Genomic DNA, 13,745 nt, shown 5'->3' with positions numbered 1-13,745 from the left:
AAAAGTGGCGCGTGCGTTAGTAATTTTCTATCGGTTCTGAAAGGTTAATGAATTTGTAGGTGTAACGTTCGTGGTCAATACTCCCTCTCAGCCGATTAGCCGGCAGTTAAAGACTGACAGAGGAAGAGATCGCATGAGCCAAAATAAAACGCTTACCACCGCCAGTGGCGCTCCTGTCGCCGACAACCAGAATTCCCGCTCCGCCGGCCCTCGTGGCCCACTGCTGCTCGACGACTTCCACCTGATCGAGAAGCTTGCCCACTTCAACCGTGAAAACATCCCGGAGCGCCGCGTACACGCTAAAGGCTCGGGTGCTTACGGTACGTTCACTGTGACTCGTGATATCACCGAGTACACCAGCGCCAAACTGTTTGAATCTGTCGGTAAGCAAACGCCAACGTTCCTGCGCTTTTCCACTGTTGGCGGCGAACGCGGCTCGGCTGACACCGAGCGCGATCCACGTGGTTTTGCCCTGAAGTTCTACACCGAAGAAGGAAACTGGGACATCGTGGGCAACAACACGCCCGTGTTCTTCATTCGCGATCCGCTGAAATTCCCGGATTTCATCCACACCCAAAAGCGCCTGCCGCAAAGCAACCTGAAAAGTGCGCAGATGATGTGGGACTTCTGGTCGCACTCGCCTGAGGCGCTGCACCAGGTCACGATTCTGTTCTCGGACCGCGGCATCCCTGACGGCTACCGTCACATGCACGGCTTCGGCAGCCACACCTACAGCCTGATCAGCGCCAAGGGCGAACGTCATTGGGTGAAGTGGCACTACAAGACCAAACAAGGGATCAAGAACCTGGCTCCCGCAGACGCAGCACGTCTGGCCGGCACCGATCCAGATTACGCTCAGCGGGACCTGTTCGAGGCAATCGAGCGCGGTGACTTCCCGAAATGGCGTGTGTGCATCCAGATCATGACCGAAGCTCAGGCGGCAGCGCACTACGAGAACCCGTTCGATGTGACCAAGACCTGGTCGCAAAAAGAGTTTCCGCTGATCGAGGTGGGCGAACTGGAGCTCAATCGCAACCCGCTGAACTACTTCGCTGAAGTTGAGCAAGCGGCGTTCGGTCCGAGCAACATGGTTCCAGGTGTCGGCCTGTCCCCGGATCGCATGCTGCAAGGTCGGGTGTTCGCCTATGCCGATGCCCACCGCTACCGTATCGGCACCAATCACCAGCAATTGCCGGTCAATGCGCCTCGCAGTCCGGTGAACAGCTACCAGCGCGATGGTTCGATGGCGTTCGGCAGTAACGGTGGTGCAGCTCCGAACTACGAGCCGAACAGCTACGTCGAATCGCCTAAACAAGCACCTCGCTACGCTGAGCCTGCGTTGGCGTTGAGCGGTGCTGCCGGTCGTTACGATCACCGTGAAGATACTGACTACTACAGCCACGCCGGTGCGCTGTTCCGTCTGATGAGCGATGAGCAGAAAACCCTGCTCGTCAACAACATTGCCGGCGCGATGGCCGGGGTTTCCAGTGACGTGGTCGATCGTCAATTGCAGCATTTCTTCAGGGCCGATCCGGCGTATGGAGAAGCAGTCGCAACGGCGTTGGGCGTAGCGCTTAACTAAGTCTAAACGAGAAGCAGAACCGCCCTCATTTGGGCGGTTTTTGCGTTATTTAAACCACTTTTCTCAGAATATCTTCGCTTTTATCGCGTAAACGCAGTGACCAAACAGCCGCCTTGGTTCAAACTACAGACTTTCAAGCAGGGAGATGTAGGGCGATGCAAGGCCACCCAGACGTAATCGATTACCTCAACACGTTGCTGACCGGCGAGCTGGCCGCGCGTGATCAATATTTCATCCATTCGCGGATGTACGAGGACTGGGGTTTCACCGAGCTCTACGAACGTATCAACCACGAGATGGAAGAAGAGGCTGGGCACGCCGATGCCTTGATGCGCCGAATCCTCATGCTCGAAGGTACGCCGCGCATGCGTCCGGACGACCTCGATGTCGGCACCACGGTCCCTGACATGCTGGCCGCCGACTTGCGCCTGGAGTACAAAGTCCGCGCCGCACTGTGCAAAGGCATTGAGCTCTGCGAGCAGCACAAGGATTACGTCAGCCGGGAGATGCTGCGTATCCAGTTGAACGACACCGAAGAAGATCACACCTACTGGCTTGAGAAGCAGTTGGGTCTGATCAAGTTGATCGGTCTGGAGAATTACCTGCAATCGCAGTTCTGAATTACCTCCTGTAGGAGCGAGCTTGCTCGCGATGGACTACAAACGCCGCGTATATTCATGGTTCACGCGTTATCGTTAACGACCATCGCGAGCAAGCTCGCTCCTACAGGTCAGATACAAAAAAGCCCCTGTCACTGTAGAAGTGACAGGGGCTTTTTCATGGGCCAGATTCAGGCCTTGTCACGAGCCAGCAGTGGCTTGAGGTAGAAGCCGGTGTGAGACTGCTTCATCTCGGACACTTCCTCCGGTGTACCGACGGCAATGATCTGCCCGCCCTTGGAACCGCCTTCCGGGCCCAGGTCGACCAACCAGTCCGCCGTCTTGATCACGTCGAGGTTGTGCTCGATCACCACCACCGTGTTGCCGTGGTCGCGCAGTCGATGCAGGACATCGAGCAGTTGCTGGATATCCGCGAAGTGCAAACCAGTGGTCGGCTCATCGAGGATGTACAGCGTCTTGCCGGTATCGCGTTTCGACAGCTCGCGGGACAGCTTCACCCGTTGTGCTTCACCACCAGACAATGTGGTCGCCGATTGCCCCAGCTTGATGTAAGACAGACCCACATCCATCAATGTCTGGAGCTTGCGCGCCAGGGCCGGAACCGCATCGAAGAACACCCGCGCTTCCTCGATGGTCATCTCAAGCGTCTCGTGGATGCTCTTGCCCTTGTACTTGATCTCCAGCGTCTCGCGGTTGTAGCGCTTGCTCTTGCAGACGTCGCACGGGACATAGATGTCCGGCAGGAAGTGCATTTCCACTTTGATCAGGCCATCGCCCTGACAGGCTTCGCAGCGTCCGCCCTTCACGTTGAAGGAGAAGCGCCCCGGACCATAACCGCGGGAGCGGGATTCCGGTACGCCGGCAAACAGTTCGCGAATCGGGGTGAACAAGCCGGTGTAGGTCGCCGGGTTGGAGCGCGGCGTGCGACCGATCGGGCTTTGGTCGATGTCGACGACCTTGTCCAGATGCTCCAGGCCTTTGATGCTGTCGTGAGCGGCGGCTTCAAGCGTCGTTGCACCGTTGAGCGCCGTAGCACTCAAAGGAAACAGCGTGTTGTTGATCAGCGTCGACTTGCCCGAACCGGACACGCCGGTCACGCAGGTCAGCAAGCCGATGGGAATGTCCAGATCGACATTGCGCAAGTTGTTGCCGCGAGCGCCCTTGAGGGACAGCGACAACTTCTTGTTGCGCGGGGTGCGTTTGGCCGGGACCGCAATCTTCACCCGCCCCGACAAATACTTGCCGGTCAGTGAGTCAGGGTGAGCCATGACCTCGGCCGGAGTACCTTCGGCGACGATGTGTCCACCGTGTACACCCGCTCCCGGGCCGATATCCACGACGTAGTCCGCCAGACGAATCGCATCTTCGTCGTGCTCGACCACGATCACCGTGTTGCCGATGTCCCGCAGGTGCTTGAGCGTGCCGAGCAACCGGTCGTTGTCGCGTTGGTGCAGGCCAATCGACGGTTCGTCGAGGATGTACAGAACACCCACCAGGCCCGCGCCGATCTGGCTGGCCAGGCGAATGCGCTGAGCCTCACCGCCGGACAACGTATCCGCACTGCGATCCAGCGACAGATAATCGAGGCCGACGTTGACCAGGAACTGCAGGCGCTCGCGGATTTCCTTGAGGATCTTGTCGGCAATTTCGCCACGGCGGCCGGTGAGCTTCAGCGCACCGAAATACTCGCAGGCATCGCCAATCGGCAGATTGGTCACCGCCGGCAGGGTCTTCTCGCCCACCCACACATGCCGCGCTTCCCGGCGCAGGCGAGTGCCACGACAATCCGGGCAATGCTGGGTGCTGAGGAACTTGGCCAGTTCTTCACGCACCGAGGCCGACTCGGTTTCGCGGTAGCGGCGCTCGAGGTTCGGCACGATGCCTTCGAACGGGTGCGAGCGTTTGACGATATCGCCACGGTCGTTCAGGTACTTGAAATCGACGTTTTGCGAACCGCTGCCGTGCAGGATGAATTTCTGCTGATCGGCCGGCAGTTCATTGAACGGCACTTCCAGGCTGAATTTGTAATGAGAGGCCAACGACCCGAGCATCTGGAAGTAATAGACGTTACGCCTGTCCCAGCCGCGTATCGCGCCTTCGGCCAGGGTCAGTTCGCCATTGACCAGTCGCTTGATGTCGAAGAACTGCTTTACCCCCAAACCATCGCACGTCGGGCAAGCACCAGCCGGGTTGTTGAAGGAAAACAGCTTGGGTTCCAGCTCGCTGATGGCATGGCCGCAGATCGGGCAGGCGAAGCGCGCGGAGAAGATCATCTCTTCGCCGGGCTCATCGTCCATCGGCGCCACCAGTGCAATACCGTCTGCCAGCTTCAGCGCGGTCTCGAACGACTCGGCCAGACGCTGTTGCAGATCGGCGCGGACCTTGAAGCGGTCGACCACGACATCAATCGAATGCTTCTTCTGTTTATCCAGCTTCGGCAACTCGTCCAGCTCGCAGAGCCGGCCGTTGACCCGAGCCCGCACAAAGCCCTGAGCGCGTAGTTCTTCGAAGACCGACAAATGCTCGCCTTTACGCTCGCGGATCACCGGCGCTAACAGCATAAGCTTGCTGCCCTCCGGTTGCGCGAGGACCAGGTCGACCATCTGGCTGACGGTCTGCGCTTCCAGCGGAATGTCGTGGTCCGGGCAGCGCGGAATACCGACGCGAGCGTAAAGCAGGCGCAGGTAATCGTAGATTTCGGTAATGGTGCCGACCGTCGAGCGTGGGTTGTGCGAGGTCGACTTCTGTTCGATGGAGATGGCTGGCGACAGGCCTTCGATGGTGTCGACGTCAGGCTTTTCCATCATCGACAGGAACTGCCGGGCATAGGCCGACAGCGATTCGACGTAGCGGCGCTGGCCTTCGGCGTACAGCGTGTCGAAAGCCAAGGAAGACTTGCCGGATCCGGACAGGCCGGTGATGACGATCAGTTTGTCCCGTGGCAGGGTCAGGTCGATGTTCTTCAGGTTGTGGGTTCGGGCCCCACGAATCAGGATCTTGTCCAAAGTGGCCTCGCTTGGCGGGCGTCGAAAACGTAGGAGTATACGGCCAAATACTGGATGGATGCACACTATCAAACGAGCGGATTTGTGTCTTACATGAAGAGTCTGTCAGCGGAGCGCGTCAAAGCGTCGCGATATACCCCGTCAATCGATGGGACTGGTAGAATCGCCGCCGGTTCACATGAGGTTTTTCCATGCACGATCCCCACAGCGAACGCATGAGTGGCAGTGAGACACGCGCAGCAAGCGGTCTGGCCCTGGTGTTCGCCTTCCGTATGCTTGGCATGTTCATGGTGTTGCCGGTACTGGCGACCTATGGGATGGACCTGGCGGGAGCGACCCCGGCCCTGATCGGGCTGGCGATTGGCGCTTACGGCCTGACCCAGGCGATTTTTCAAATTCCTTTCGGTTTCATTTCCGATCGCATCGGTCGTCGTCCGGTGATTTACCTGGGGCTGATCGTCTTCGCCCTCGGTAGCGTGCTGGCCGCCAATGCCGATTCGATCTGGGGCGTGATTGCCGGTCGAGTCCTGCAGGGAGCCGGGGCGATTTCCGCAGCGGTCATGGCGTTGCTGTCCGACCTGACCCGGGAACAGCATCGGACCAAAGCCATGGCGATGATCGGCATGACGATTGGTCTGTCGTTCGCTGTCGCCATGGTTGTAGGACCGTTGCTGACGCGCGCCTTCGGCCTGTCCGGATTGTTCCTGGCCACGGGTGGCATGGCGCTGTTCGGCATCGTGATCGTGATGTTCATGGTGCCGCGCGCAACCGGTCCGTTGCAGCATCGCGAGTCCGGTGTCGCGCGTCAGGCGCTGATGCCGACGCTCAAGCACCCGGACCTGCTGCGCCTGGACCTGGGCATTTTTGTGTTGCACGCGATGTTGATGTCGAGCTTCGTCGCATTGCCCCTGGCCCTGGTCGAAAAAGCCGGGCTGCCCAAAGAGCATCACTGGTGGGTGTACCTGACCGCGCTGCTGATTTCGTTCTTCGCCATGATCCCGTTCATTATCTATGGCGAGAAGCGACGCAAAATGAAACGAGTTTTGCTCGGCGCCGTCGTGACGCTGATGCTCACTGAGCTATTCTTCTGGCAGTTCGGTAACAGCTTGCGGGCCCTGGTGATGGGTACGGTGGTGTTCTTCACCGCGTTCAATCTGCTGGAAGCCTCGTTACCGTCACTGATCAGCAAGGTTTCACCCGCTGGCGGCAAAGGTACGGCGATGGGGGTTTACTCCACCAGTCAGTTCCTCGGTTCGGCACTGGGCGGGATCCTCGGCGGCTGGATGTTCCAGCATGGCGGTCTGTCGGTTGTGTTCCTCGGATGCGCCGGTCTGGCTGCCCTCTGGTTGGCCTTTGCTGTTACCATGCGCGAACCTCCCTACGTCACAAGCCTGCGCTTGCCGTTGTCGCCTGAGGCGATCCGTGAAGCGGGTCTGGTTGAGCGCCTGAAGGCGGTCGTAGGGGTAACAGATGCAGTGATCGTCGAGGATGAAGCGGCGATTTACATCAAATTGGACACCGAACTATTGGATCGCACGACCCTTGAGCGCCTGGTGAACAACCCGGCCGAGGCAGCGTGCGTAGCCTAGGAGAACGTTATGGCCCGTGGGGTTAACAAAGTCATATTGGTCGGCACTTGCGGCCAGGATCCTGAAGTTCGCTACCTGCCTAATGGCAACGCCGTGACCAACCTGAGTCTGGCGACCAGCGAACAGTGGACTGACAAGCAAACCGGTCAGAAGGTCGAGAAGACCGAATGGCACCGTGTATCGATGTTCGGCAAGGTTGCCGAGATCGCTGGCGAATACCTGCGTAAGGGTTCGCAGGTGTACATCGAAGGCAAGCTGCAGACCCGCGAGTGGGAAAAAGACGGTATCAAGCGTTACACCACTGAAATCGTGGTCGACATGCAAGGCACCATGCAACTGCTGGGCGGCCGTCCACAGCAGGGCGACCAACAAGGCGGGGGCAATAACTACCAGCAGTCCGCCCCGGCTCCACGTCAACAGGCGCCACGTCCGCAGCAGTCGGCACCGCAGCAGTCGCGTCAGGCTCCGCCTCCACAGCAGGCAGCGCCACAACCGGCTCCGGATTTCGACAGCTTTGATGACGATATCCCGTTCTAAGAGTCGGCTCAGACTTTCTTGTAAAGTTTAGCCGCGAAACCCCCGATCGGTCCTCTGGACGGGTCGGGGGTTTTCTTTTGCCCCTCATTTTGTAGGAGCCAAGCTTGCTGGCGAAGAACGATAACGCGGTTTTCCTGATTTACCGCGTCATCGTTCTTCGCCAGCAAGCTTGGCTCCTACAGGATTGCGGTCAACGGGATGAAGCGGTCACATTGGCCCGGGCCGAGTGCAGTTTCTTGTAGCTTTCGATCAACCGCAGGTGCCGGTCGAGCCCTTCCAGTTTCATGCTGGTCGGCGTCAAGCCATGGAAGCGCACACTGCCGTCCACCGAGCCGATGACTGCATCCATCCGCGCGTTACCAAACATCCGACGGAAATTGGCCTCGTAGTCTTCCAGCTCCAGGTCTTCGTCCAGCTTCATTTCCAGCACCGCGTTGACGGCTTGGTAGAACAAGCCACGGTCAACGGTGTTGTCGTTGTACTGCAAGAACATCTCCACCGCCTCTTTCGCCTCTTCAAATTGCTGCAAGGCGAGATAAATCAGCAGCTTCAACTCCAGAATCGTCAGCTGACCCCACACCGTGTTGTCGTCAAACTCGATGCCGATCAACGAGGTGATGTCGGTGTAGTCGTCCAGTTCGCTTTCCACCAGACGCTCAACCAGTGCTCGCAGTTCATCTTCGTCCAGGCGATGCAGGTTGAGGATGTCGGCGCGGAAGAACAGTGCTTTGTTGGTGTTATCCCAGATCAGGTCGTCTACCGGATAGATTTCCGAATAGTCCGGCACCAGGATACGGCACGCCGTCGCGCCGATATGCTCGTAGACCGCCATGTACACTTCTTTGCCCATGCCTTCGAGAATGCCGAACAAGGTGGCGGCTTCCTCGGCATTCGAGTTTTCACCCTGGCCGGAGAAGTCCCACTCCACGAATTCATAATCGGACTTGGAGCTGAAGAAGCGCCACGACACAACGCCGCTGGAGTCGATAAAGTGCTCGACGAAGTTGTTCGGCTCGGTCACCGCATGGCCTTCAAACGTTGGCTGGGGCAGGTCGTTGAGGCCTTCGAAGCTGCGGCCTTGGAGCAATTCGGTCAGGCTGCGCTCCAGCGCCACTTCCAGGCTCGGGTGCGCGCCGAACGAGGCGAACACGCCGCCGGTGCGCGGGTTCATCAACGTGACGCACATCACCGGGAATTCACCTCCCAGGGACGCATCCTTCACCAATACCGGGAACCCTTGTTCTTCCAGCGCCTGAATACCAGCCAGTATGGCGGGGTACTTCGCCAGCACGCTGGCCGGCACATCCGGCAGTGCAAATTCACCTTCGATGATTTCGCGTTTTACCGCGCGCTCGAAGATCTCCGACAGGCACTGCACCTGGGCTTCGGCCAGTGTGTTACCGGCACTCATGCCGTTGCTCAGGTACAGGTTTTCAATCAGGTTGGACGGGAAGTACACCACCTCGCCGTCCGACTGGCGCACGTACGGCAACGAGCAGATGCCGCGCTCTTCATTGCCCGAGTTGGTATCGATCAGATGGGAACCGCGCAGTTCGCCGTCGCGGTTGTAAATCTTCAGGCAGTACTCGTCGAGAATCTCAGTCGGCAGCGCGTCTTTGCGGCCAGGCTTGAACCAGCGCTCGTTCGGGTAATGCACAAACGCCGCGTTGGCGATGTCTTCGCCCCAGAACTGGTCGTTGTAGAAGAAGTTGCAGTTGAGGCGTTCGATAAACTCGCCCAACGCCGACGCCAACGCGCCTTCCTTGGTCGCACCCTTGCCGTTGGTAAAGCACATCGGTGAGTGTGCGTCGCGGATATGCAGCGACCACACGTTGGGCACGATATTGCGCCACGAGGCGATTTCAATCTTCATGCCCAGGTCCGCCAGAATGGCCGACATGTTGGCGATGGTTTGCTCCAGCGGCAGATCCTTGCCGGCGATGTAAGTGCTCGCCTCGGCGTTAGAAGCAGGCATCAACAACGCCTGGGCATCGGCGTCGAGGTTTTCCACCTCTTCGATCACAAACTCAGGCCCGGCTTGCACCACTTTTTTCACGGTGCAACGGTCGATGGAACGCAGGATGCCCTGGCGGTCCTTGTCGGAAATGTCCGCTGGCAACTCGACCTGGATCTTGAAAATCTGGTTGTAGCGGTTTTCCGGGTCAACAATATTGTTCTGCGACAGGCGGATGTTGTCGGTGGGGATATTGCGCGTGCTGCAATACAGCTTCACAAAGTAGGCGGCACACAACGCCGACGACGCCAGGAAGTAGTCGAACGGACCCGGTGCCGAGCCGTCGCCTTTGTAGCGGATAGGTTGATCGGCCACCACCGTGAAGTCGTCGAACTTGGCTTCAAGCCGAAGGTTGTCGAGAAAGTTGACCTTGATTTCCATGGGGGATTACCAGAATAACGGGCTAGACGATTTGGCCGCCATTATCCGGCTTTTCGGCCGTAAGTCTCAGAAAAAAGGCCAGTCACGTGCGCACGCGACTGGCCTTGTTTGTTTCGGGAGCGTCGGATTGCAGCACCTGACGCAGAAGCGTTGATCAGTGATGTGCCGCCAGGAACTCGTCGGTGGATACTACGCTTGCATAGGCGAAGCCCAGGGCCGACATGAAGGCCGCGTGAACGTGGGCTGCCGGAACCGTGAGACCGTTGAACTCCAGGTCACGGGAGGCACAGGCATCGTGGATCACTGTGACGCTGTAGCCAAAGTCGGCAGCGGCGCGGGTGATGCCATCGACGCACATGTGGCTCATGCTGCCGACGACCACCAGTTCCTTGATGCCTTGCTCGTCGAAGATCGATTTCAGATCGGTTTCGCGGAACGAGTTGACGAAGTGCTTGAGCACGACCGGCTCGTCGGCGCGGTTGAGGACTTTGGGGTGCAGCTTTGCGCCTTCGGAGCCTGGGGTGAAAAACGGTGCCGCGTCGGAGGTAAACTCGTGGCGGATGTGCACCACCGAATCACCGGCGTCGCGAAAGGCGTTGAGCAGACGGACGGCGTTGTCGGCCGCCGCGTCGGCGCCGACCAGCGGCCACTTGCCTTGGGGGAAGTAGTCGTTTTGGATATCGACTACGATGAGTGCTTGCTTGGCCATGACTGTTTCCTCGAAGTGCTTGTTGGTGTGGAATCAAGTATCGGGTCTGGCAGGCCGTCCGAGGATTGGCCGCACCGACAATAGAAGGGGGAAAACTGACAATGGACGTAGAACGGGCAATCGCCGAACTGGGCGTGCTGATCTATCCCGGCGCGCAGATGGCGGCGGTGCATGGGTTGACGGACTTGTTCGGGGTGGCCAACCGGATTGCCGCCGAGCATCAGTCTGCACAGTTGCCGTTGCTGCGGGTCAGTCATTGGCAGGTCGAGGGCGATCAGGCGCCGGTGCGGGTCTACGACAGTCATCCTGCTGCGGATGCCACGTTGGTGGCGGTGTTGATCCCGCCGTCGATCGGCGGTTTTTCCGAAGGCCGGGCGCCGCAGGGGTTGATCCGCTGGCTGCGTCAGCAACACGCCAATGGCGCGACCCTGGGCGGGGTTTGCGTGGGTTCGATCCTGTTGGCCGAAAGCGGCCTGCTCGACGGTCGCAGCGCCACCACTCACTGGACCTCAGCGAAAGCCTTTGCCGAGCGTTACCCGGCCATCAAGTTGAAGGCCGATACGCCCATCGTCGACGACGGTGACTTGATTACTACCGCGGGGCTAATGGCTTGGTCTGAGCTGGGGTTGCGTCTGGTCGATCGCCTGTTGGGGCCGAGCATCGCCGCCAGCACCGCGCGTTTCCTGGTGGTGGAACACAGCGACAGCGCGAGCGAGTGCGGCAGCAACTTTTCACCGATTCTCAGCCATGGCGACGCGTCGATTCTCAAGGTCCAGCATTGGCTGCAAAGCACCGGGGCGATTGAGGTGTCGCTGACGACGATGGCGGAGCGGGCCGGGTTGGAAGAGCGCACGTTCCTGCGGCGCTTCCGGGCGGCGACCGGGCTCAAACCTACCGAGTACTGCCAGCACCTGCGGGTCGGCAAGGCTCGGGAAATGCTTGAGTTCACCAATGGCACCATCGATCACATTGCCTGGACCGTGGGTTATCAGGACCCAAGTGCGTTTCGCGCGACGTTCAAGAAAATCACCGGACTGGCGCCGAGTGATTATCGAGCGCGGTTTGGGGTGACACCGGTTGCTGCAACCCGGTAGAAGCCTCACCCAAATCCCTGTAGGAGGGGGCTTGCCCGCGAAAGCGGTGTGTCATTCAGCATTAATGTCGACTGACATACCGCTTTCGCGAGCAAGCTTGCTCCTACAGCGGATATGCGCAATGTTTGAGTCGTGCAAAATGCCAGAGTAGATAATCGGGTCGTGCAGAATAAAACAGGCGTGGTGCCATCACGTTTTATGCAACTGGCTGATTCGAAAACCGTTTCACGCCAGCCGCCCTTGGCCTGATCTCTGCACCCCTTCAACTACATTCATCACGCGCAGATTGAAGGGGGACGCATGACCCCAACAAACCGCAAGAAACTGGTGGTCGCCCATTCGGTGCGCCCCGAGGCGCCGCTGCACGAAGTCGAAACCAACCGTGCGCTGGCCCGCTGGCTGGCGCAGATTGTCGGGCTCAAGTACGGCGGCAGTTACGACCCCGAACTTCACGATGGCCAAGACCTTTACCTGCTGCCGACCCAGACACTGGTTGGCGCCGCTGCCGCACGAGCATTGGGCGTCAAAGGGCCGGAGGATTTGTGGGGCGGTTACGTCGACCACGACTTCATCTGCACCAAAGCCATCAGCCACGGGTTGCTGAACAGACATGCGCGCGCGCCCGACGGCTGGGCGCCGTTGTTTTCCGAACGGGTGCGTGGCGTGGTGCTTGATGGTCTCAGCGTGTTTTCCCTCGACGATGCGCGTCCTGCGGCGGAACATTTGCTCTACAACGGCCCGATCCGCCTCAAGCCGATTCACGCCTGTGCCGGGCGCGGTCAGGAAGTGATCAAAAGCCTCGACGCGTTCGATGCCATCCTCGCCAGACCCGAGGCCAGAAAGCTGTTCAGCGAAGGCGTGGTACTGGAACAGGATCTGGACAAAGTGATCACCCACAGCGTCGGCCAGAGCTTTATTGGCGACAAGGTGTTGAGTTACTGCGGTGATCAATACTTGACCGAAGACGGTGGGGGCGAGCAGGTTTATGGAGGTTCCAACCTGCTGGTGGTGCAGGGTGATTACGACGACCTGCTCGCGTTGGAATTGCCGGAAGATGTACGACTGGCGATTCAGCAGGCGCAGGTGTTCGACAGCGCCGCGGACGAGGCCTACCCCGGTTTCTACGCCTCGCGGCGTAACTATGACATCGCCCAAGGCCTGGATAGCAGCGGCAAACAGCGCAGCGGCGTGCTCGAACAGTCCTGGCGCATGGGCGGCGCCAGCAGCGCCGAAATCGCTGCCTTGCAAAGCTTCGTCAATGATCCACGGATGCGCGCGATTCGCGTGTCTTCGGTCGAGACCTACATCGACCAACCGTTGCCCGCGGACGCCATCGAGGTGTATCGCGGGCCGGCGCAAGGTAGTGACTTTCTTCTCAAGTACGTAACGGTTAAATCCTATGACGGCTAGAAGCGAAACCATTCAGATCGACATCGACGACGAACAGATGAGCGGGACTTTTCTCAGTCCCAAATCGAAAGTCCCCGGCGTGCTTTTCGTGCACGGCTGGGGCGGTAGTCAGGAGCGGGACCTGGAACGGGCCAAGGGCATCGCCGGTTTGGGTTGCGTGTGCCTGACGTTCGACTTGCGTGGCCACACGGGCGGGACCGGGATTCCGCTGTCGCGCGTGACCCGTGAAGATAATCTGCGTGACCTGCTGGCGGCGTATGACCGATTGCTTGCCCACCCGGCGCTCGACACATCGGCGATTGCGGTGGTCGGCACCAGTTACGGTGGTTACCTGGCTTCGATCCTGACTTCGTTGCGGCCCGTTCGCTGGCTGGCGCTGCGCGTGCCGGCCCTGTATCGCGATGATTTGTGGCACACGCCCAAGCGTGAGTTGGACAAGGTTGATTTGCGCGATTACCGCAGCACGCTGGTTCGCGCCGACAGCAATCGAGCGTTGCATGCGTGTTCGCAATTCACCGGGGATGTGCTGCTGGTCGAGTCCGAGACCGATGACTACGTGCCCCACGCGACCATCATGAGTTACCGCGCGGCGTGTCAGCAGACGCATTCGCTGACCCATCGCATCATCGACGGCTCCGATCACGCGTTGAGCACGCCCATTGCGCAACAGGCGTACACCTCGATCCTGGTGGACTGGATTACCGAGATGGTGGTGGGCGAGCGGTTGAGCATTATTCAGTCGACCTGAGATGTGCGGTGCTCGTGAAGACGCCTTCGCGGGCAAGCCCGCTCCCACATGGATCT

General features: G+C 59.3%; 10 protein-coding genes. 7 read left to right on the top strand and 3 right to left on the bottom strand.

Annotated features, from left to right (window positions below; all coding sequences use genetic code 11):
* The first annotated feature begins 133 nt into the window (after positions 1-133).
* Together AEQ67_RS01550 and bfr are read left to right on the top strand one after the other, a co-directional pair.
* The gene (locus AEQ67_RS01550) at positions 134-1,582 is read left to right on the top strand and encodes a catalase (protein ID WP_059402167.1); all 1,449 of its coding nucleotides are present in this window, start codon (positions 134-136) and stop codon (positions 1,580-1,582) included.
* Positions 1,583-1,737: 155 nt separating this feature from the next.
* A complete protein-coding gene (bfr, locus tag AEQ67_RS01545; RefSeq protein WP_059402166.1) occupies positions 1,738-2,202 on the top strand; it encodes a bacterioferritin in 465 nt (154 codons plus the stop codon).
* Positions 2,203-2,372: 170 nt separating this feature from the next.
* On the opposite strand, the gene uvrA is transcribed toward bfr, so the two are convergent.
* Positions 2,373-5,207, bottom strand: coding sequence for an excinuclease ABC subunit UvrA (gene uvrA, locus AEQ67_RS01540; RefSeq protein WP_059402165.1), 2,835 nt, complete (start codon positions 5,205-5,207; stop codon positions 2,373-2,375).
* Between the two features lie 191 nt (positions 5,208-5,398).
* On the opposite strand from uvrA, the gene AEQ67_RS01535 reads away from it, so the two are divergent.
* Positions 5,399-6,796, top strand: coding sequence for an MFS transporter (locus tag AEQ67_RS01535; protein ID WP_059402164.1), 1,398 nt, complete (start codon positions 5,399-5,401; stop codon positions 6,794-6,796).
* Between the two features lie 9 nt (positions 6,797-6,805).
* Positions 6,806-7,333 (top strand): single-stranded DNA-binding protein, encoded by a 528-nt coding sequence (locus AEQ67_RS01530; protein ID WP_010467282.1) that lies wholly within the window; start codon positions 6,806-6,808, stop codon positions 7,331-7,333.
* Positions 7,334-7,523: 190 nt separating this feature from the next.
* On the opposite strand, the gene AEQ67_RS01525 is transcribed toward AEQ67_RS01530, so the two are convergent.
* Positions 7,524-9,728: an OsmC domain/YcaO domain-containing protein gene (locus tag AEQ67_RS01525; RefSeq protein ID WP_059402163.1), complete on the bottom strand. Its 2,205-nt coding sequence runs from the start codon at positions 9,726-9,728 to the stop codon at positions 7,524-7,526.
* A 154-nt stretch (positions 9,729-9,882) separates the two neighbouring features.
* Entirely contained in the window at positions 9,883-10,437 is a 555-nt protein-coding gene (locus AEQ67_RS01520; RefSeq protein WP_059402162.1) for a cysteine hydrolase family protein, read from the bottom strand.
* Positions 10,438-10,538: 101 nt separating this feature from the next.
* Between AEQ67_RS01520 and AEQ67_RS01515 the strand changes: the two genes are divergently transcribed.
* The 3 genes from AEQ67_RS01515 (at position 10,539) to AEQ67_RS01505 (ending at position 13,689) form a co-directional block, all read left to right on the top strand.
* Entirely contained in the window at positions 10,539-11,531 is a 993-nt protein-coding gene (locus AEQ67_RS01515; protein WP_059402161.1) for a GlxA family transcriptional regulator, read from the top strand.
* Positions 11,532-11,831: 300 nt separating this feature from the next.
* Positions 11,832-12,941: a DUF3182 family protein gene (locus tag AEQ67_RS01510; protein ID WP_059402160.1), complete on the top strand. Its 1,110-nt coding sequence runs from the start codon at positions 11,832-11,834 to the stop codon at positions 12,939-12,941.
* Positions 12,931-13,689: an alpha/beta hydrolase family protein gene (locus AEQ67_RS01505; protein ID WP_059402159.1), complete on the top strand. Its 759-nt coding sequence runs from the start codon at positions 12,931-12,933 to the stop codon at positions 13,687-13,689. The genes AEQ67_RS01510 and AEQ67_RS01505 overlap by 11 nt, the downstream gene beginning before the upstream one ends.
* The last annotated feature ends 56 nt before the right edge of the window (positions 13,690-13,745 follow it).

This window comes from Pseudomonas sp. RIT-PI-q (genome assembly GCF_001297125.1).
Lineage (GTDB): Bacteria > Pseudomonadota > Gammaproteobacteria > Pseudomonadales > Pseudomonadaceae > Aquipseudomonas.
The sequence above is the reverse complement of the archived record's forward strand: the minus strand, read 5'-3'. Positions and strand labels throughout refer to the sequence as shown.

Coding starts and splice junctions, on each gene's coding strand:
- AEQ67_RS01520 (WP_059402162.1), bottom strand. CDS start 10,437: ATGGCCAAGCAAGCACTCATCGTAGTCGATATCCAAAACGACTACTTC.
- AEQ67_RS01515 (WP_059402161.1), top strand. CDS start 10,539: ATGGACGTAGAACGGGCAATCGCCGAACTGGGCGTGCTGATCTATCCC.
- AEQ67_RS01535 (WP_059402164.1), top strand. CDS start 5,399: ATGCACGATCCCCACAGCGAACGCATGAGTGGCAGTGAGACACGCGCA.
- AEQ67_RS01510 (WP_059402160.1), top strand. CDS start 11,832: ATGACCCCAACAAACCGCAAGAAACTGGTGGTCGCCCATTCGGTGCGC.
- AEQ67_RS01525 (WP_059402163.1), bottom strand. CDS start 9,728: ATGGAAATCAAGGTCAACTTTCTCGACAACCTTCGGCTTGAAGCCAAG.
- bfr (WP_059402166.1), top strand. CDS start 1,738: ATGCAAGGCCACCCAGACGTAATCGATTACCTCAACACGTTGCTGACC.
- AEQ67_RS01550 (WP_059402167.1), top strand. CDS start 134: ATGAGCCAAAATAAAACGCTTACCACCGCCAGTGGCGCTCCTGTCGCC.
- AEQ67_RS01505 (WP_059402159.1), top strand. CDS start 12,931: ATGACGGCTAGAAGCGAAACCATTCAGATCGACATCGACGACGAACAG.
- AEQ67_RS01530 (WP_010467282.1), top strand. CDS start 6,806: ATGGCCCGTGGGGTTAACAAAGTCATATTGGTCGGCACTTGCGGCCAG.